The sequence below is a fragment of the Candidatus Devosia phytovorans genome (assembly GCA_029202405.1).
GTDB lineage: Bacteria > Pseudomonadota > Alphaproteobacteria > Rhizobiales > Devosiaceae > Devosia > Devosia phytovorans.
The window spans coordinates 2917192-2937324 of the sequence record CP119312.1; the positions used below are offsets into that span (position 1 = coordinate 2917192).

Consider the following 20133-nt stretch of genomic DNA (forward strand, 5'->3'; position numbering starts at 1 on the left):
GGGCGCCCCGTTTGCCTGTTTTCGCTTACAAAAGGATGCGGCCATGCGCTGGTCGAAAACCGTCACCCTGGTCGAGGCTCATGCGGAAGGGGAAGTGGGTCGCATCGTTACCGGCGGCGTCATCGACGTGCCCGGCGCAACCATTGCCGACAAGATCCGCCATATCAACGAAGTCGACGACAGCCTGCGCCGCTTTCTGGTGTTTGAGCCGCGCGCGTCGGCGCAGATGAGCACCTGCCTGGTTTTTCCACCGACCCGCCCCGATGCCGATATCGGCTTCATCATCCTCCAGGGTGACAAGGCGCATGCCATGTCGGGCTCAAACTCGATCTGCCTTGTAACCACAGTGCTCGAAACCGGCATGCTGCCGATGACCGAGCCCGAGACCATCGTGCGCATCGACACCGCATCGGGCCTCGTGACGGCGCGGGCCGCTTGCAAGAACGGCAAGGTCGAGCGCGTGACGCTGACCATGAACCCCTCCTATGCCCATGAGCTGGACGCGGTGGTGGATGTGGAAGGCTTTGGCAAGATCAAGGTCGACATTTCCTATGGCGGCATCTTCTATGCCCTGATCGACCCGGCACAGTTCGGGCTCGAAATCGCGCCGCATCTGGCTAAAAAGCTGGTGGAAGCGGGCAGCGCCGTGCATCGCGCAGTCAACAAGCAGCTCGATATCGCTCATCCCGAACTGCCGGGAATGAAGGGCATTTCCTATACGATGTTTGTAAGCCAGAACGCGGCGGGCGAACTCAAGGGCGCAACCATTATGCCGCCCGGCCGCATCGACCGTTCGCCCTGTGGCACCGGCAATTCGGCTCGCCTTGCGGTTGCTGCGGCTCGTGGCCTCGCCAAGCCCGGCGATCGCTTCACGGCGCGCTCGATCATCGATTCAACCTTTGACGTGCACTATGCCAGCGACACAACGGTGGCCGGCCGCCCGGCCGTGCAGCCGATCATTTCGGGCCGCGGCTGGATCCACGGCATCCACCAGCTCGGCGTTGACCCGACAGACCCCTATCCGCATGGTTTTTCGGTATCCGATACCTGGGGCGATGCGTTTGATCTGATGAACTGAGTGCAAGCGCCCGGCTTTCATCATCCTGAGCTCGCTGGAGAGGTTGGAAGGGGTGGCAGGCCGCCTACCCCCTGCTGGATTAGATGTCTGACAAAGGGCGCTGAGGCGATCCTCAGCTCCGCCGGCGACGAAAACACCTTAGTGACCGCTGTCGGGTTCGACTAATGTGGATATTGTTGACCGCAATGGGTCGGCAGGAGACCGGCATCTCCGGGGTGGGTTTCAGACAGTCCGCTTCGGGGGCCGCCAGCCCAACAAGCAGACATCCGGGACTGGCAAACTTGGGGCACAAACGAATGTTGATGGCTTTCAGACTGGTAGCGGACTCTGTATCAGCCGATGTTGGTTTTAACGTAGATCGTTAATTTACGAAGTTTGGCAGCAACGTTCCTAGATAGAGTACGCGTCTACCTCAACTCTCTGCGGCGGCTTCCACACGTCTGAGATTTATAGTGCCGGTCATGTTGAGATGGGCATTCTAGCTTTGCGTCTTCCGGGGCGACCGAATCTTTCCGTATCGTAGAAAATCTGGCCATGACGCATCTGAGGCTCTGACGACAGCTGGTAGCTTTTTTTGGCAACAACCTGGATGTTCATGATGAGCTATCGAAATTTTGGAGCAATTCGCGTCGCCCAACCCGTGGCGACATTTGTAGAGGAAGAAGTCACTCCCGGCCTTGATATAGACGCGGCCGCGTTCTGGACTGCCTATGCGGACATCCTCACCGACCTGGCCCCGTACAACCGTAGCCTTCTGATCAAGCGGGACGATATTCAGGCACAGATCGACGCATGGCACCGGAAACGTAGGGGTCAATTACGCGATACAGCAGCCTATCGCCGTTTCCTTGAGGAGATCGGCTATGTCGTTGCGCAAGGCGAAGACTTCGCCATCACCTCCGACAATGTCGATGCCGAAATCGCCACCATGGCCGGCCCCCAGCTTGTGGTACCAGTCATGAATGCCCGCTTCGCGCTCAACGCTGCCAATGCGCGCTGGGGCAGCCTTTATGATGCGCTCTATGGTACCGACGCCATCGCCAAGGCTGGCGAATTGGCGCCCGGCAAAGGCTATAATGAGAAGCGCGGCGCCGCCGTCATCGCCAAGGCCGCTGCCGTGCTCGACCAGGTCGTGCCGCTGGCTGGTGCGTCTCATACCGATGCGACTGCCTATACCTTAGCCGATGGCGCTTTCCTTGCGACCATCGATGGCAGGACTGTCCCCCTAGCCGACCCCGCGCAATATTGCGGGTGCCGCGATACTGAAGCCGCCACGGCATTCCTTCTGGTCCACAATGGCCTCCACCTCGAACTAGTGATCGATCGCGCGCATCCAATCGGCGCCACCAGCGCCTCGGGGCTGGCCGACGTCGTCATGGAAGCTGCGCTCACCACCATTCAGGACTGCGAAGACTCGGTCGCTGCGGTCGATGCCGAGGACAAAGTCGCGGTCTATCGCAACTGGCTTGGCCTGATGAAGGGTGACCTGGTGGACACGTTCGAAAAGGGCGGCAAGTCCGTCACCCGCCGGCTCAATCCGGATCGCGACTATATCGAGTCCGATGGCAGAACACTCACCCTTCCCGGCCGCAGCCTAATGCTGGTGCGCCATGTTGGTCACCTGATGACCACCGATGCCGTGATTGACGCGGACGGCAACGAAACGCCCGAGGGCATCATGGATGCCATGGTCGCCACCCTCGCCGCCATGCACGACCTCAAGAAGACCGGCGGCCCGCGCAATAGCCGCACCGGCTCAATCTATGTTGTCAAACCAAAAATGCATGGCCCCGAGGAAGTAGCCTTCGCCAATACACTATTCGACCGCGTCGAGGATGCGCTGGGCCTTGCCCGTCATACAATCAAGATCGGCGTGATGGACGAAGAGCGCCGCACCTCTGTCAATCTCAAAGAGGCGATCCGCGCGGTGAAGGGTCGAATTGTCTTTATCAATACCGGCTTTCTCGACCGGACGGGCGATGAAATCCACACGTCCATGAATGCCGCCGCGGTGGTGCCCAAGGACGAGATCAAGTCCTCAATCTGGCTCAATGCCTATGAGGCCAACAATGTAGATGTGGGCCTTGCAGCACATCTCGATGGCAAAGCGCAGATCGGCAAGGGCATGTGGGCCAAGCCCGATGCCATGGCCGAAATGCTGGACGTCAAGGCCGGGCAGATGAAGGCTGGCGCTAGCACGGCCTGGGTGCCCTCGCCCACTGCAGCAGTGCTCCATGCGCTCCACTATCACGACGTCGGTGTGCGCGAACGGCAGGCCGAAATCCGCAAGCGCGAACCGGCGCGGCTCGATGACATCCTCACCCCGCCGTTCCTGGGCGGGCGCAATCTGTCGCCCGAAGAGGTTCGTCGCGAGGTCGATAACAATTGCCAGGGCATCCTCGGCTATGTCGTGCGCTGGATCGACCAGGGCGTCGGCTGTTCCAAGGTGCCCGACATCAACGACATTGCCCTAATGGAAGATCGCGCCACCCTGCGCATCTCCTCCCAGCACCTCGCCAACTGGCTGTTGCATGGCCTCGTCGATCGGCAGACCATTGAAGATAGCCTCAAGCGCATGGCCGCAGCTGTCGACAGGCAGAACGCCCATGACGGCGCTTACGTGCCCATGGCCGACAAGCTCGACCGAAGTCTGGCTTTCGCAACGGCCTCCGCCCTGATCTTCGAAGGGTTGACGCAACCCAATGGCTATACCGAGCCGCTGCTGCACAAGGGGCGGCGCGCCAGGAAGGCCGAACTTGCCCAGGCCTGACATTTCCGAGGAGACCGCCAAAAAATGGCTACTGACAATCAATCAAGCCTGCGCGATGCCGCTCTCCATTTCCACGAGCATCCGAGGCCCGGCAAGCTCGAAATCGTCGCCACCAAGCCGCTCGCCAATACTCGCGATCTGTCGCTGGCCTATTCACCCGGCGTCGCCATTCCCTGCGAGGAAATCGCCGCCGATCCACAGGCGGCCTATAAATATACCTCCAAGGGCAATCTGGTCGCCGTCATCTCCAACGGTACCGCCGTTCTGGGTCTTGGCAATATCGGCGCCTTAGCATCCAAGCCGGTAATGGAAGGCAAGGCGGTCCTGTTCAAGAAGTTCGCCGGCATCGATTCCATCGACCTTGAGGTCAATGAGGAAGATCCCAAGCGCTTCATCGAGATCGTGGCGCCGCTCGAGCCCAGTTTTGGCGGCATCAATCTCGAAGACATCAAGGCGCCGGAATGTTTCGAGATCGAGGAAGCGCTGCGCGAGCGGATGAATATCCCGGTCTTCCACGATGACCAGCATGGCACCGCCATCATCGTCGCGGCCGCCGTCATCAATGCGATGAAGCTCGTCGGCAAGGATATCGCCAAGGTAAAGATCGTGACCTCGGGCGCGGGTGCCGCGGCCATTGCCTGCATGAACATGCTGGTCGCCTTCGGCGCAACCAGGGAAAATATCTGGATCGCCGATAGCAAGGGCCTCGTCACCAAGGCGCGGCACAACAATGTCGATCGCTGGCGCGGTGCCTTCGCGCAGCAAACCGATGCCACCGGGCTGGCTGACGTCATGGCGGGCGCCGACATTTATGTCGGCCTCTCCAAGGCCGGGGCGCTCAAGCCCGAGATGATGAAGGACATGGCGCCCAATCCGCTGATTTTGGCGCTCTCCAATCCCATTCCCGAAATCATGCCCGAGCTTGCCCGCGAAGCCCGTCCCGATGCCATGATCTGCACGGGGCGTTCGGACTATCCCAACCAGGTCAACAACGTCCTCTGTTTCCCCTTTCTGTTCCGCGGCGCGCTCGATTGCGGCGCCACAGTCATCAACGAGGAGATGAAGGCCGCCGCCGCCCACGCCATTGCACAGCTGGCCCATGAGCCCGGCCTCGAAGCCTCCGCACATGGCGTGCCCGCCATTTTTGGGCCGGACTATCTCATCCCCAACCCTTTCGACCAGCGCCTCATCCTGCGCATTGCCCCCGCCGTCGCCAAGGCGGCAATGGTCTCTGGCGTTGCTAAGCGCCCGATCGCAGATTTTGGCGCCTATCGCGACCAGCTCAACCGCTTCGTCTTCCGCTCCGGTCTCGTCATGAAGCCGATGATCGAGCGCGCCCAGGGCCATACCACCCGCATCGCCTTTGCCGACGGTGAGGACGAGCGCGTGCTGCGCGCCGCCCAGGTCCTGCTCGAAGATAAGATCGCCCATCCAATCCTTATCGGCCGCCCCTCGGTCATCGAAAGCCGTCTCGAGCGTTTCGGTCTCACCATCCGGCCGGACAAGGACTTCGAGGTCATCAACCCCGAAGACGATCCGCGCTATCGCGACTATGTCGCCGATTTTCATGAGCTGGTCGGCCGCAAGGGGGTAACGCCAGACACCGCGCGCACCATTGTGCGCACCAATTCGACCGTGATCGGCGCGCTGGGCGTAAGAAGGGGCGAGGCCGATGCCCTGATCTGCGGCCTTCAGGGCCGCTTCATCAAGCATGCCCGCGATATCCAGTCGGTCATCGGCCTGTCAGATACCTCATCGCAACTGTCCGCGCTCTCCATGCTCGTCATGACCCGCGGCGTCTTCTTCCTGGCCGACACCTATGTGAACATCGACCCCAGCGCCGGCGAGATCGTCGAGATCACTTTGCAGGCCCGCGACCACCTCAAGCGATTCAATATCGAGGCCAAGGCCGCTTTGCTGAGCTATTCCAATTTCGGCTCGCGCGATGGCGAGACGTCGATCAAGATGCGCGAAGTCTATGAGAGGCTCAAGGAAGTGGCGCCCGACCTCGTGGTCGATGGCGAAATGCAGGGTGACCTGGCGGTCAATGAAGGCCTGCGCGACCGCTATGTACCCAGTTCGGTCCTGCGTGGCGAAGCCAACCTCCTCATCTTCCCAAATCTGGAGTCGGCAAACCTCTCGATGACTCTTCTCAAGGAACTCAATAATGCGCTCCCGGTCGGCCCGATCCTGATGGGAACGCGACAGCCGGCCCATATTCTGGCGCCATCGGTCACCAGCCGTGGCGTGGTCAACATGGCGGCAATCGCCGCCAGCGAAGCGGCCATTTAATCGCCGCCAAACGCGTCCACCCCCGCCTGCGCAACCACCTGGTCCTGCGCAGGCGTTCCCGAGCTCACCCCAATGGCGCCAACCACAGTGCCATTGCTCAAAACTGGCAAGCCGCCCCCGACGACCATCAGACGCCCGCCAATGGCAGAATTAATGCCATAAGCGGGCGCGCCGGGCTGGCTGGCTGCGCCATATTCGTGAGTGGCCTTTCGAGCAGCGGCGGCGGTGTAGGCCTTGTCGGTGGCAATGGTGATGCTGGTCACTTTGCCACCATCCATCCGCTCGAAGGCGATTAGGTTGCCGCTGTCATCTGCGATGGCGATACACATCGGAACGCCGATATCGTTGGCCTTATCCCTGGCGGCGGCAATGATCGTGCGGGCATCTTCGATATCGAGGCGCGTGGTGGTCAGCATAGGATCTGTCCTTTGGTTGAGGCCTGCCTAGCTAGCGCATTTGACGCCAATGGGTGTGCGGAAACGGCAAGTGTTTTCGCGATACGGAAGTGAACGAGCCTAGCGTTTTGAGAGGACGATCACAGCGCCACCGACCGCGATCAGTGCTGCACCCAAAATGACGCCGGCCGACGGAATCTCACCGAAGAACAACCATCCCAGGATCGCTGCAAACAACAGGGAGGAATAGCTCAGTGGCGCCAACACGCTGACCCTGGCCAAAGAGTAGGCCCGGATGTTGAGGTATTGGCCAAGAATGGCGAATGGTCCAAGAAGCAGCAAAACCAGATTGGCGGGGCCCGGAGACTGCCAGGTCAGAAAAGCCGGTATTGCCAGCAGCAACATGCCGAAAAAATTGGCATGGGCGAGCGTCACCATCGGGCGGTCCGCCGTGGTCAGCACCTTGATGAAAATGCTCTCAACACCCATCAAAAAGGCTCCGAGCACGACAATCAGGGCAGGCAGCAGATAGCTGGGATCGAAAGAGGCAAAAGCGCCGCGCGAAGCCATTATGACCCCTGCCCCGGCCAAACAAACCAGGCCGGCAGCGATTTGCCGTCGGCCAAGCCGATCCCCAAGCGTGACGGCACCGAGCATGACCGCGAACACGACATTCAACAGGCCGATGGCATTGGCGTCCACAATGGGCATGAACATGTTGCCAAAAATCAGGGCCGCACCACCCAACCCGCCAGCGAGCACGCGCGAGGCCTGCTTGAGGCGATGGGTGCTCTGCAGCGATCCCCATGTTTCCTTCCGGACCGCGGCCAGCACCAGAATGGTCAGAAAACCGCCCGCATAGCGCAGGAACATCACCTGAAGGGGCGAAACCGGCTCTGGCGCAAAGCGGCCGGAGGTAAAGATCAGCACGAAGATGAGTGTTGTCGCCAGCGAGAAAAGGCCGGCGGCAAGATTGCGCTGGCCCTGGGTCGAAGCGTCGTTGAGGGCCACTACCAAAGCCCCACCCCTAGCACATGGCAGGCGCCGCGACCCCGCCGATCGAGCGCGTCATTTCTGCCGCGGCATTGGCGACCAATTGGCCCAGTGCGGGCAGACGGTCTCCGACCAGACGGCTCGGCAGTCCCGAAATTGAAAGCGCGCAGACGACATCGGAGTGAAGATCGTAAACCGGGGCGGCGACGCAGCGTAGACCGGGCATATATTCTTCATCATCAACCGCATAGCCACTCGTGCGGATGCGCTCCAGCTGGGTCGCCAGTGCATCCCGGCACGTCAGCGTCTTGGCGGTCACGCGTCGCATGCCATAGCGGGTCAAGAAGGTTGAGACTTCTGCGCCCGAATAGGTTGCCAACACGGATTTGCCCATGCCCGACGCGGTCATTGGTGTACGGCCGCCAACGCGGGATATCGACCGCGTTATCTCCCGGCTCTTGAGCTGGTCAACCAGGACGATTTCACCATTGTCGACGATGCCGAGATTGGCCGTTTCACGGGTCAGGTCGCGCAATCGCCGCAGGAAAGGCTGTGCCGGCGCCACAAAGCTGCGGTCGCGGACGAAGGCGTTACCGATCGAAAACGTATGAAGACCAATGTGCCAGAGATTGTCGCTGGGCAGGAATTGCACGAACTGGCGCTGCTCGAGCGTCGTGAGCAGGCGGTGAACGGTGGTGAGCGACAGTTTGGTCCGTCGCGCCAAGTCGGTCAGACGCAAACCGCCTTCGGCCTCGCTGAGCGTCTCCATGATTAGCATTGCGCGGTCGACCGATTGCACCCGGCCATCAAGTTGTTTGTCCATAACGCCCCCTCCTCAAGGATCGCAAATGGCCTCCAGGTCGCCGGGCTCCCCAACTCGACGACGGCTTGCACCGGCAATTATGGTAGCGCTACCATAGCCCTTGGTCAACCACGTCACATTGGCTATTGTGGTTGAACCGAGACGGCTCACGAGAGTAGCAAAGAAGCGGAAAACGCCATGGTACGAACATCAAGGGGCCGCCCCACCATCGCCGATGTCGCGGCAAGGGCTGGCGTCGGAGCCATTACCGTCTCGCGATATCTTCGACAGCCGGACAAGGTGTCGGAAAGCTTGCGGACGTTGATCGCGGCAGCCGTCAGTGATCTCAACTACGTGCCAGATCTCAACGCACGAGCCCTCGCATCGCGGCGGACGGATGTGGTCAATGTTCTGGTTCCGTCTTTGACGCAGAACATTTTTTCCGACGTCCTGCGCGGTATTTATGACGGGGTTGAAGACAGCGGCCTGCGCATAGAGCTTTCCAATACCCGCTACAACAGCGACACCGAGGAACAGCAGGTGTTTGCCGCACTCCGGCATGGCCCAGCGGCCATCATCGTTTCGGGTACTGAGCAAACGCGTGCGACGCGCAGGATGCTCGACACTGCTGGCTGCCCGGTGATCCAGATCATGGACCTGACCGATGATCCGATCAGCAAAATCATCGGCTTTTCGCATTACCGGGCCGGGTTCGACATGACCCAGCATCTGATAGAATCCGGCTATCGTCGAGTGGCGTTCTTTGCTGGCTGGATGAACTCGCGCTCAAAGCAGCGTATGCAGGGTTACCGTGATGCGCTGGAAGCTGCCGGCCTTTTCGATCCCGGCCTGATCGGCGAGATGGGCAATGAAGACCCGGGCTCTAGCCGCGGATCCATCCGGGACTATCGACAGTTCTCGACGGCTGTGATGGGACGCGAGCTGATGCTCGACATGCTGGACCGACGACCAGACGTCGATGCCGTGTTCTGCAATAATGACGTGCTGTCGATCGGCGCACTCTTTGCGCTGCATTCACGGCAGGTGCGCGTTCCAGACGCTGTTGGTGTGGCCGGTTTCAACGATTTCGACTACATGGAAGCCGCCTATCCGGCTCTCAGCAGCGTGCGCATTCATCGCTGGAAATGCGGGCACGAAGCCATGCTGGCCGTACGACATCAGCTGGAAGGCGGTGACGTCGGGGAGCGGATTGTCGATCTTGGCTTCGATATCATGAAACGCGCCAGCACCGACCGCAAAAAGCTGTTGCCGCCGGCACCGGCAGGCAAGATCGAGCTGAGCCTGGGCTAACCTCATACCTTCCAGTTCTCGGCCCAATCCTGAACTACGTGCCCCGGCGAAACCGTTGTGTAGCTGCGCTTTGGTGGCACAAAGTCTGCCGGACGAATGGGGCTCTTGATTTCGTCGGTTGCGATCTGGCGGAGCTGGTTGCGGCGGGCGGGGTCAGGGATCGGCACGGCCGCAATAAGGCGCTTTGTGTAAGGATGCTGTGGGTTGCCAAAGACTGCGGCGGCCGGCCCCATTTCGACAACCTCTCCCAGATACATCACGGCCACCTTATGGCTCATACGCTCGACCACGGCCATGTCGTGAGAGATAAACAGGTATGACAGGCCAAACTTTTGCTGCAGGTCGAGCAGGAGATTGACGACCTGCGCCTTGATCGAAACGTCAAGACCTGAAACGGACTCGTCGGCCACGATGACCTTTGGTTCAAGCGACAAGGCTCTGGCGACACAGATGCGCTGGCGCTGGCCTCCTGAAAACTGGGCTGGATAGCGATTGGCGACTTGGGGATCAAGGCCCACCTGATCGAGCAGTTCGGCGACCCTCTCGCGAGCTTGCTGGCGCGTACCGAGCTTGTGGGTCAGATAAGGTTCGGCCACCGCATCGCCGACGGGAATGCGTGGATTTAGGCTGGCAAACGGATCTTGGAAGATCATCTGGATATGGCGACGCATGTCGCGCATCCGCTGCTTGTCGAGTGCCATGATGTCGGTGCCAGCGATGGAGATTTCGCCACTTTGCGGCTCGACCAGCCGCATGATGGCCCGGCCGGTGGTGGACTTGCCGCAACCGGACTCTCCGACCAACGAAAGCGTTTCGCCCGGCTGGATGTCGAAGGATACATTTTCAACGGCGTGCACGCGCCCATGGACGGTGCCGAAGAAACTGGCCCCCAGGTCAAAGCGCTTGACGAGATTTTTGACCGAGAGCGCAGGTTGGGCTGCGTGATCCACGGTATCAGGGCGCGGTTCGGCAACCCGCAGGATACCGGTTTTGCGATCGACCACCGGAAAATGCTCAGGCTGCCCATTGCCTTTCATCGAGCCGAGGCGCGGCACCGCGGCGATGAGCGTTTTGGTGTAGGCGCTCTGGGCCGAATTGAAGATGGCTTCGGTTGGCCCCTGCTCCACGACCTGACCGCCGAGCATCACCACGGTGCGATCGGCGATTTCGGCGACGACACCCATGTCGTGGGTGATGAACAAGACACCCATCCCCTCTTCCTGCTGCAATTGTTTGATGAGCTGCAGGATCTGGGCCTGGATGGTGACATCGAGTGCCGTAGTCGGTTCGTCGGCGATCAGCAATTGCGGTTTGCAGGCCAGCGCCATGGCGATCATCACGCGTTGGCGCATACCCCCAGAAAGATTGTGCGGGAGCTCGTTGGCCCTGGACTTGGCTGCAGGTATTCGTACCTTTTCGAGCATGCGTACGGCCTCAGCCTGAGCGGCGGCGCCTTCCATCTGGCCGTGAATGATCAGCGTTTCCGCAATCTGGTCGCCGACGGTTGCCAATGGATTGAGGCTGGTCAGCGCCTCTTGGAAGATCATGCCGATCTGGCGACCGCGCACGGTACGCATCAGTGGTTCGGGAAGAGTCAGCAGTTCGCGTCCACCGAGCTTGACTGATCCGGTGACCCGGCTCTGGGTAGGATCAAGCAGGCGCATGATCGACAGCGCGGTGACGCTCTTGCCTGAGCCGGACTCCCCCACCACGCAAAGCGTTTCGCGCGCCCCAATCTCAAAGGATATGCCTTTGACGATCTCGATCCAGCCGGATTTGGTCTGAAACGATGTCTTGAGATCTGTAACCGCCAGCACGGGTTCGTCCGGTCGAGACGCTCGGTCGGCCAAGGATGCGATGCCAATATCACTCATAATGGGCTCCTTGGGCATCATTACTGCGAGGTGGACGGATCGAGCGCATCGCGCACGGCGTCGCCGACCAGGTTGAAGGCCAGAACGACGAGGGTAATGGCAGCGCCCGCGCCGATGATGGGCCAAGGCGAGCCAAAGATGTTGTTGAGGCCATCCTTGATGATATTGCCCCAGCTCGGATTGGGCGGCTGGGTGCCGATACCCAAGAAGCTCAGCGAGGCCTCGAGGCGAATGGCCGATGCGACCCAAAGCATCATCAGCACCACGATCGGCGCCATGATGTTGGGAATGATATGACGGAAAATGATGACCGGCGTGCGCACGCCCACGGAAATGGCCGCTTCCACATATGGCTCGTGCTTGACCGACAGAGTCTGGGCGCGCGCCACACGGGCAAAGCCCGGCACGAAAGCTATGGTGATGACTATGATGACATTCCAGAAGCCGCCACCGAGCACAGCCGCAATCATGATGGCCAGCAGCAGTTCGGGGAAAGCGAGCAGCAGATCAACCACACGCGAAATAACCCGGTCGACAATGCCGCCGAAATAACCGGCGATGACACCCAGCGTGCTGCCAATAATGGCCGCACAAAAGGGTGAGACCAGCCCGAAGATCAGTGAATTACGTGACCCATAGATCATGCGTGAGAGCACGTCGCGTCCGAACTGATCGGTGCCCAACCAATTCTCCCAGCTCGGTGTTCGATTGATCTTGAGCATGGACTGGGTCAGCGGGTCATAGGGCGCCAGAAGCGGCGCAAAGACGGCGACGATGACCAGGACCAGGATGATTCCAACGGCAAACATAGTACCCGCGCGACCCAGCAGCACGTCGCGTATGCGATGGAAAATGCTGGGTTCGGGAGCGAGTAGATGAGGTGTGGGTTCTGAAAGAATGGTCATCTATTTCATCCTGATGCGCGGATCGACGACGATATAAAGAAGGTCCATCAAGAGGTTGATGACCACGACAAACATGGCAAAGACCACGACGCCGCCCTGGATCACGGCATAGTCGCGTTCGGCGATGGCGCTGATCAGCAGCTTGCCGATACCAGGCCGATTGAAGACCATCTCGATGGCGACCGAGCCCGAAAGCGTTGCCAAGGCGCTTAGGCCGAGGCCAGTGGTCAAAGGCAGCAGCGCATTGCGCAGGCCATGGCGATAGATAACGCGACTTTCCTTGGCGCCCTTGGCCCGGGCGGTGCGCACATAGTCCTTGCTCAACACTTCGAGCAAAGAGGTGCGCGTCAGCCGCCCGATGAAGGCAGCCTTAACGAATGCCAAAGTCAGCGCAGGCAGGAAGACATGGTACATGCGGTCAACAAAACCAGTGCCGCCGCCATTGATAGGAAACCAGCCCAGGTTGAGCGCGAAGGTGATCAGCAGCAGCGCACCGAGATAGAAATCGGGAATGGCGTAGCCCACGAGCGAGAAAACCCGTACGCCGCTGTCGGGGAGCTTGTTACGATTGGTTGCAGCCAAAACCCCCAGCGGCACGCCGACAATCAAGCCCATCAGCATGGCGACGATGGTCAGTTCGATTGTATAGGGGAGATTGTAGAGGATGAGGCCGACCACGTTCTGGTTGCTCATCATCGACGTGCCCAGGTCAAGCGTGAACACGCCCTTGACGAACATGATGAACTGCAACCAGAGCGGGTCGTTGAGCCCCATGCGATCGCGGAACAACGCCAGCTGTTCGGGGGTCGCCATATCGCCAAGCGCCGCAATTGCCGGATCTCCAGGCAGGATGCGCATGGCGATGAACACCAGCAAAAGCACCAGAAATACGGTAGGCACAGCATCCGCCAAGCGGAGCAGCAGATATCTCGCCATTCTTACCTCCCTGCCGAATTGTCGGCGTGGACCGCAGCGTGAACCGTTGCGACCCTTTTTGTCATCGCTGCATCGCCGTGAAATATGGCTCATTGGCCAGATCGGGCTGCAGACCCGGAATAATCGTCGATTGCCCGTCCCGGGTCAGGCTGATGAAATACTGCAAGTGATAATCTGACCGCGTGTAGTCTGCTGGAACTGTCGCCGAGAACCCATCATCATGCGCCGTCATGGGCATGGAGTTCCAGCGCTCGGCCTGATTGACATGCCGGTAATGCAGCACCGGCTGCTCGTCCGCCTTAGCCACGACGAAAATGTCCAGCGGTTCACCGCCGACAAATTCTGACGCGGGCGCTTGCGCAGACGGCTGCGCCCTGGTTGGCCGATGGGAAGCAAGCGCTGCAATGGCATTGATGACCGCTTGGGAAGCCGGAACGGATTCCGTGCCCCCAAAACCACGCAGGGCTTCAAGGTCAAGCAGTTCGGCCTCCATTTCCGGCAGACGGGCCTGCCAAGACCCGCGTAGCCATGATTGAGGGCCATAGGTCATGTCATCGTGGTAGACCCCGCGCGAGACAGCCGCGAGCCGCTGCCAGGCGCCAACTGCGCGGGTGGCGTGGTCGATCATGGGTTCGATCAGCACCGATGCCTTGGCCGCAACGAAGAGTTCGGCCCAGCAGGCGGCCCGGAATTTTTCGGCAAAGTGCCGGGCAATCCCACCCAAAATCTCCACATCTATCAGGATGCGTGTTGGTTCGGACCGACCAGAATCCCGAGCAGCGCGAGCGGCGTCGACTGCAGCCTCGCAGCCCCTTGACATGTCATCGAGCCAGTCGGCAACGTCGAGGGGTGTGTAGCGATGACTGGTTTTGCCAGCGAGCAGCAGTTCGGCGTATTCGCGCGGCGATGCAAAAAGCGCGGAGTCGAAGGTCGGCGCATTGCCGAAGCGGGTCGGCCCTTCCATGTCAAAGCCATAGGCGCGCTTACCCGAACCTTCTACCAAGGCAAGATTGGTATAGACCTCAGGCCAATAATGATTGTTGGAGGCCGAAGGGCCATGTGCAAGCGTGATCAGCGGCAGGACGCGGCTGGCCCAGGAGAGACCCTGCTCACAGGCTTCGGCGACATCGCCACAAGAATGGTCGAGCCAGCGCATCCAGCTCTGGCGTGGCGCCTCGGGATTGTAGAGCAGACGGCCCCAGACCCGATACTGATAGTCGTATTTGCGCCAGTCCTGCCGGGTAGCCAAGCCGTGCTTTTGATAAGTGAAGCGCTGGCCGGCCATGCCAGTGCCCATACGGCCCTTGAAGCTTTGTGGCTCGCACCATTCAACGCCGTCAGAACCGGCAAACATCGAGCTTTTGCCATAGCCTGCGGCAAAGGCCGGGTCGCCCCAAAGCAGCACACGCTGTGTGCCGGCCCAGATGCGGTAGATGACCTTGTAGTCCTTGTCCCTGGTTAGCAGGTCGCCATAGGAATAGCGCAGGAACTTGCGCGAGCCTTCGCTGAGCTGTTCGCGCTCGCTCCTGGCGGTTTCGGGCGGGTATTCTTTGTCGCGAATGGCCGACTGATGGTAGGGCGGGCCCATATGCTCGGCCAGATATTTAGGTGAAGCGGCAACGGGCATTCCCGAGCGGCGGGCGATGTCGATCATTTTGTGATCAAGACCCTTGCCATGCATATCGATCTCGACTGGCCGGCCCGCGGCAGCAACGCCGGCAAAGGCTTCTTCCCAAAATCCATACTCGCCCTCGGCAATGCCGCCTTCGACATGGACACGGAAGGTCAGCCCGGTGATCTCGGGGACGTCCGTCAAAAGGCGCGTAATCGAGTCCCGGCAATAGGGCGCGAGGTTGTCGTCGGTAACGCCGCGCACGGTGTAATTGGCGCGGGGAACGTCGTCGAAATCGTAGCGCTGGGTCCACAGAGCGAGCTGGAATTCCAGTCCCCGACGGGCGCATTCGCGTCCGATGAACTTGAGCATGTCAAGATTGTGCTCGCGTTCCTCGACGCTCAATTCCTTGACGTCGATGGCGTAGCCATCAAGCTTGAGCAGGAAGGGGTAGGGAAAATAGAAGTAGACGTCGGTGATCCAGGGATTGTGATAGGGGTAATTGTACCCCATGCCCAGGGTCAGCGCGAAGCGGTTGAACCGGTTTGACGCCAGCATGGTCAGGTAGTCGCGCCATTGCTGACGGTCATAGTACCAGACCTTGTCTTCCTCTTCGGCGCAGAAGAGGCGTGCCATTGAGCGGATGCGCGCCGTGGGCTGCTCGATCAATGGGAAGGTGCCGGCGAAGAGGTCTTCGCTCGTCGCGGTGCGAACACGGTCGGCGAGCTCGGTGATGGCATAGACCAGGCCACGGAAGTCATGGCCCCATGCGGTGATGCGATCACCCTTGCGCTCCAGCGCCATGGCCTCAGCCACCAGCGGATAGTTGTGCGCGGCAGCATCGAAGGTCAGGATTTCGACGGTGGCGCCAGCCTCCTGGGTCTCGCCGATGTTCACTTTCACATCACGCTGCTCGAGCGCTTGCTTCAATTCGCCTGCTGCCCATGCCACGGCGCCTTCGGCATCGCGGAGGGCCTGGGGTATAATGATCGAGATGGATGGATCAAAGCTCATAAATCAAATGCCTTTGGCCGCAGAACAGGAGGTTCCGGGGCCCTGCCCCGGAACCGCGACATTGGGTCGGCCTAGACGAAGCTGGCCTGCGAAAGCGGCCAGTTGACGTAGCCGGAGACGACCGGGAAACCGAGATCGACCTTGTTGGAACGGACCATCATGAAGCCGTTGTCCGACACCGGCAGGATGACAGCATCGGTCAGCGCCTTGATCTCGATCTGCTGGACGATGGTGATGCGCTTTTCCAGGTCGGGCTCGGCCAGTGCCTCAGCCAGCAGGTCATCGATGCCAGGGATGGTAGTGCCGTAGTGGCTCATATTGGAGCCGCCATTGCCGTCGCCTTTAACCTCGGCCTCTGCCATCAGGTAAGTCACAATCACCTGTGTTGGGACAGGCGGCATGGCTGACGACTGCTGGCTGAGCGTATTAGTGCCGATATTTTGATCGGCATGGAACGCGGTATGGTCCTTGATATTGAGTTCCATGTTGACGTTGATGCGGCGCAACTGGTCCTGGATCATCAGCATGATGGCCGAGAAATCCTCGCGCTGCGACGTATCGTTGGTGAAGCTCAGGCCATCAGGAAAGCCGGCCTCTGCCAGAAGCGCCTTGGCTTTTTCGGGGTCATAATTATAGGCCACTTCAGGTGGGATCGTCTCAGCGGTAAACCCGCCTGGGAATGATGGCGGATTGAGCCCATAGGTACGCTTGGAAATGGGAGCGATCGCGGTGGTGATCTCGTCCCGGTCGATGCCGTAGAACAGCGCCTGGCGGACGCGAATATCGTCGAAGGGCGCCTTGGTGAGATTGAACTGGATGGTGAAGAAGCTGCCGGGACTGACCACGTCAAAGATCAGGTTCGGATCACGCTGCGCCATGGAGTCCGCCCAACCGGGAGCGCGCACGCCTTCAATGATGTGGACGTCGCCCGACAGGATCGCCAAGGTGCGTGCGGTGGTGTCAGCGATATAGAGCAGCTGCAGCTTTGGCGTGACGGCGGGCGTATCCCAATAGTCGGGATTGGCAGCGAGCGTTATGCCCTGGGATGGATCGGTCGCGGTGGTCTCGAGGAAATAGACGCCGGTGCCGATAGGGTCGGTGCCGATGGCCTCCTCGCCTTTTTCCTCAATAGCCTTCTTGCTCATGATGGCGCCGTCATAGTCGCTGAGCACACCGAGCATGAACAGCGGGTCGGGCTGTTCAAGGTTGAAAATGACGGTATAGGGACCATCCGTTTCGACACTGGCAATATTGGTGAACTTAGCGCGCACCCCGCCAACGCGCGGCGCGTCGGTCGCGCGATCAAAGGTGAACTTGACGTCCTCAGACGTCATTTCGCCAAACCCCTTGTGGAACTGCACGCCCTCACGCAGCTGAATGGTCCAGGTTTTGGCATCCTCGGAACTTTCCCAGCTTGTGGCCAGGCGCGGCACCAGGTCGTCCTGTGTCTCCGGGAAGTTCCAGCGCGGCAAATCCACGAGCTTGTCGTAGATGGCGATGATCGCCCAGTTATCGACGCCCTGGATGGACTTGTGCGGATCGATGGTGCGCAGTCCGCGCGCCGCAAAACCGACCCTTAGTATATCGCTGCCCTGCGCAAAGGCCTTGCCCGTCATCACCGATGCCAAGCCCAGTCCGGCCATGGTCGCGGCCGCGCCGCCAATGAAACTTCGTCTAGTGACCTGCATGTTCAACCTCCCTTTGGGTGTCGTTGCTTCTGCGTCCTCCTGCCTTGCAGGCATGTTCGATGAGCGTGCAGACGCCACGTATCGGGTGACGGTAGCGCCAGCAAAAATTGGGGGTCAATGCTGGCGATGTCCCGTTTTCCGCATGGTGGAAGGGTGTCTCTGCGGGCGCGTATCGTCTTCCACATTGCGGAAAGCCTTGCCGCCGGACGCTTCCGCGCTCTCGTGTTTGCGCTAGGGGTGCGGTCACTCGTGCAACCTGATGTGGAGGACATTTATGAGCGCCGAACCGTGGTACAAGACGACCCTGCGTTGGGGGCAGACCAATCTGGTCGAATGCGACCCCGAACGTTACGATGCGCAATGGTGGCGGGAGCATTGGCGCACAACGCGGGTGCAAGGCATCATCGTCAATGCCGGCGGTATCGTTGCCTATTACCCATCCAAGTTTCCGCTGCATCACCGCGCCGAAAAACTGGGAGACCGCGACCTTTATGGCGATATCGTCAAGCTGGCGCGCGAGGATGGCATCCGCGTCATCGCCCGTATGGACTCCAACCGCGTGGCGCAGGACTTCTACGAGGAACATCCCGACTGGATCTGCCGAAAAGCCGATGGCACTCCCTATATGGAAGCGGCCAAATACATTACCTGCATCGGTTCCGATTACTACAGCAAGTATCTGCCGGCGGTGATGGAAGAAATCATCGAACGCAGCCATCCCGATGGCTTCTCGGATAATTCCTGGGCCGGCATGCCCCGGACCCACATCTGCTACTGCGACAACTGCAAGAGCCAGTTCAACGACTATGCCGGCAAGCCACTGCCGGATGGGCACGATTGGAACAACGAGTCCTATCGCGACTGGGTGCGCTGGAACTTCGTTCGGCGCACCGAGCTCTGGAAGCTCAACAATCGAGTAACCCGCGCTGCCGGCGGCGACGACTGCATATGGTCGGGAATGATCGGGGGCGAGACGCTTTACAATTCGGCGCGCTTCATCGACCTGCAGCAAATCCTGCCCGAAGCGGCGATCGTGATGCTCGATCATCAGCGTCGCAATCCCTATGACGGGTTTGAGCAGAACACGGAGGCTGGCAAGCGCCTGCACGAAGTTGCAGGGTGGGACAAGCTGATCCCCGAATCCATGCCGCAATACCAACTTGGCGGACCGGCGTTCCGCCTGGCCTCGATGCCCCCGTCCGAAGTGCGGCTGTGGTCCACCTCGGGCTTTGCCGGTGGCATTCAACCGTGGTGGCATCACATCGGCTCGTCGCACGAAGATCGCCGGCAATACCGCACTGCCGAGCCGATCTTCAAATGGCACGAGGCCAACCAGGATGTGCTGGTCAACCGCAGGCTGACGCCCGACGTGGGCATTGTCTGGTCCCAGCAAAACCAGGACTATTTCGGCCGCGACTTTGGTCGCTTCGCCGCCGGCACCAAGACAATGGCGCCTTATCGCGGAGCAGTCAAAGCCATGGACCGCCACGGCATTCCCTATGTGCCGCTGCATGCGGACGATATTGCCAGCGCGATCGACCGGTTCTCGGTCATCATCCTGCCGAATGTGGGCGGGATGAGCGACGAACAGATCAAGGGGATCGAAACCTTCGTGGCCGCCGGCGGCTCGGTCATCGCAACGGGTGAAACCTCGATCGCCACCCAATATGGCGATCCGCGCGGTGACTTTGCGCTGGCCAGCCTTTTTGGTGTTCATCGTGGGCAGGGAGAAATGGGCGGCGAAGGGCCGCCGGATCAGAATCTGGAAACTCATGCCCGCCACAGCTATCTGCGCCTCTCGCCGGAAAACCGAGGCAGCGTCTACGGATCGCGCGACGCAACAGCACCGGCCCAGACGGGTGAACGCCATGCTGTGCTGGCAGGGCTTGACCAGACAGATACCCTGCCCTTCGGCGGTTTCCTGCCCCTGGTGACTGTCGATGCCGACACGCAGGTGCTGGCGACCTATGTTCCCAACTTTCCGATCTACCCGCCGGAGACGTCGTGGATGCGGGAGCCCTATTCCGATCATGCGGCGATTACCGTTCGGACATCGGCTGCGGGCGGGAAACTGATCTGGTTTGTCGCCGACCTTGACCGGTGCTTTGCGCGGGACGAACAGTTCGAGCACGCCCTGCTGCTTGCCAATGCAGTGAAGTGGTCGCTGGGGAACAAGGCCAAGGTAACGCTCAAAGGCACGCATGGCGTCATTACGGCCGAGCTTTATCAGCAAGGTGATCGTCACGTTCTGCATCTGAACAATCGCCTCCTGCTGTCTCGCACGCCCGGGCGCCAGTATGATCTGGTGCCGATCGGGCCGGTCGAGGTGCGCCTGCGCACCAAGGGGTCGTCGGTGGATCTGCGGGTCGCCGGCAAGACTGTGGCGGCGACCCGCGAGGGCGATGAGCTGGTGTTCACGGTCAATGAAATTCTCGACCATGAAGTGGCCGTGATCAGCTGACT

General features: G+C 60.2%; 13 protein-coding genes. 5 read left to right on the plus strand and 8 right to left on the minus strand.

Going from position 1 to position 20133, the window contains the following annotated elements:
* The first annotated feature begins 43 nt into the window (after nucleotides 1–43).
* From P0Y65_14440 to P0Y65_14450, 3 genes are all read left to right on the plus strand, one after another.
* Nucleotides 44–1078, plus strand: coding sequence for a proline racemase family protein (locus P0Y65_14440; GenBank protein ID WEK03387.1), 1035 nt, complete (start codon nucleotides 44–46; stop codon nucleotides 1076–1078).
* 598 nt (nucleotides 1079–1676) lie between these two features.
* A complete protein-coding gene (locus tag P0Y65_14445) occupies nucleotides 1677–3848 on the plus strand; it encodes a malate synthase G (protein WEK03388.1) in 2172 nt (723 codons plus the stop codon).
* A gap of 24 nt (nucleotides 3849–3872) precedes the next feature.
* Complete coding sequence (locus P0Y65_14450) at nucleotides 3873–6140, plus strand: NADP-dependent malic enzyme (protein ID WEK03389.1); 2268 nt, start codon at nucleotides 3873–3875, stop codon at nucleotides 6138–6140.
* On the opposite strand, the gene P0Y65_14455 is transcribed toward P0Y65_14450, so the two are convergent.
* From P0Y65_14455 to P0Y65_14465, 3 genes are all read right to left on the minus strand, one after another.
* Entirely contained in the window at nucleotides 6137–6556 is a 420-nt protein-coding gene (locus P0Y65_14455) for a heme-binding protein (protein WEK03390.1), read from the minus strand. The genes P0Y65_14450 and P0Y65_14455 overlap by 4 nt on opposite strands.
* A gap of 99 nt (nucleotides 6557–6655) precedes the next feature.
* Entirely contained in the window at nucleotides 6656–7546 is an 891-nt protein-coding gene (locus tag P0Y65_14460; GenBank protein WEK03391.1) for a DMT family transporter, read from the minus strand.
* A 16-nt stretch (nucleotides 7547–7562) separates the two neighbouring features.
* Nucleotides 7563–8351, minus strand: coding sequence for an IclR family transcriptional regulator C-terminal domain-containing protein (locus P0Y65_14465; protein WEK03392.1), 789 nt, complete (start codon nucleotides 8349–8351; stop codon nucleotides 7563–7565).
* 177 nt (nucleotides 8352–8528) lie between these two features.
* Between P0Y65_14465 and P0Y65_14470 the strand changes: the two genes are divergently transcribed.
* Nucleotides 8529–9641, plus strand: a complete 1113-nt coding sequence (locus tag P0Y65_14470) for a LacI family DNA-binding transcriptional regulator (protein ID WEK03393.1) — start codon at nucleotides 8529–8531, stop codon at nucleotides 9639–9641.
* Nucleotides 9642–9643: 2 nt separating this feature from the next.
* Here the strand turns inward: P0Y65_14470 and P0Y65_14475 are convergent, their stop codons facing one another.
* From P0Y65_14475 to P0Y65_14495, 5 genes are all read right to left on the minus strand, one after another.
* Nucleotides 9644–11515 carry an ABC transporter ATP-binding protein gene (locus P0Y65_14475; protein WEK06807.1) on the minus strand — a complete coding sequence of 624 codons (1872 nt, stop codon included), beginning with the start codon at nucleotides 11513–11515 and terminating at the stop codon, nucleotides 9644–9646.
* Nucleotides 11516–11535: 20 nt separating this feature from the next.
* Entirely contained in the window at nucleotides 11536–12420 is an 885-nt protein-coding gene (locus tag P0Y65_14480; protein ID WEK03394.1) for an ABC transporter permease, read from the minus strand.
* Nucleotides 12421–13356: an ABC transporter permease gene (locus P0Y65_14485; GenBank protein WEK03395.1), complete on the minus strand. Its 936-nt coding sequence runs from the start codon at nucleotides 13354–13356 to the stop codon at nucleotides 12421–12423.
* 61 nt (nucleotides 13357–13417) lie between these two features.
* Nucleotides 13418–15982 (minus strand): hypothetical protein, encoded by a 2565-nt coding sequence (locus P0Y65_14490; protein ID WEK03396.1) that lies wholly within the window; start codon nucleotides 15980–15982, stop codon nucleotides 13418–13420.
* Nucleotides 15983–16053: 71 nt separating this feature from the next.
* Nucleotides 16054–17670, minus strand: a complete 1617-nt coding sequence (locus P0Y65_14495) for an ABC transporter substrate-binding protein (protein ID WEK03397.1) — start codon at nucleotides 17668–17670, stop codon at nucleotides 16054–16056.
* Between the two features lie 274 nt (nucleotides 17671–17944).
* Here P0Y65_14495 and P0Y65_14500 point away from each other — a divergent pair, with 274 nt between their 5' ends.
* Nucleotides 17945–20131, plus strand: coding sequence for a beta-galactosidase (locus tag P0Y65_14500; GenBank protein ID WEK03398.1), 2187 nt, complete (start codon nucleotides 17945–17947; stop codon nucleotides 20129–20131).
* Nucleotides 20132–20133 lie beyond the last annotated feature (2 nt).

What these genes read in the sequence shown, in the direction of transcription:
- P0Y65_14440 (WEK03387.1), top strand. Translation starts at nt 44, where the DNA reads ATGCGCTGGTCGAAAACCGTCACCCTGGTCGAGGCTCATGCGGAAGGG.
- P0Y65_14445 (WEK03388.1), top strand. Translation starts at nt 1,677, where the DNA reads ATGAGCTATCGAAATTTTGGAGCAATTCGCGTCGCCCAACCCGTGGCG.
- P0Y65_14450 (WEK03389.1), top strand. Translation starts at nt 3,873, where the DNA reads ATGGCTACTGACAATCAATCAAGCCTGCGCGATGCCGCTCTCCATTTC.
- P0Y65_14455 (WEK03390.1), bottom strand. Translation starts at nt 6,556, where the DNA reads ATGCTGACCACCACGCGCCTCGATATCGAAGATGCCCGCACGATCATT.
- P0Y65_14465 (WEK03392.1), bottom strand. Translation starts at nt 8,351, where the DNA reads ATGGACAAACAACTTGATGGCCGGGTGCAATCGGTCGACCGCGCAATG.
- P0Y65_14470 (WEK03393.1), top strand. Translation starts at nt 8,529, where the DNA reads ATGGTACGAACATCAAGGGGCCGCCCCACCATCGCCGATGTCGCGGCA.
- P0Y65_14475 (WEK06807.1), bottom strand. Translation starts at nt 11,515, where the DNA reads ATGAGTGATATTGGCATCGCATCCTTGGCCGACCGAGCGTCTCGACCG.
- P0Y65_14480 (WEK03394.1), bottom strand. Translation starts at nt 12,420, where the DNA reads ATGACCATTCTTTCAGAACCCACACCTCATCTACTCGCTCCCGAACCC.
- P0Y65_14485 (WEK03395.1), bottom strand. Translation starts at nt 13,356, where the DNA reads ATGGCGAGATATCTGCTGCTCCGCTTGGCGGATGCTGTGCCTACCGTA.
- P0Y65_14490 (WEK03396.1), bottom strand. Translation starts at nt 15,982, where the DNA reads ATGAGCTTTGATCCATCCATCTCGATCATTATACCCCAGGCCCTCCGC.
- P0Y65_14495 (WEK03397.1), bottom strand. Translation starts at nt 17,670, where the DNA reads ATGCAGGTCACTAGACGAAGTTTCATTGGCGGCGCGGCCGCGACCATG.
- P0Y65_14500 (WEK03398.1), top strand. Translation starts at nt 17,945, where the DNA reads ATGAGCGCCGAACCGTGGTACAAGACGACCCTGCGTTGGGGGCAGACC.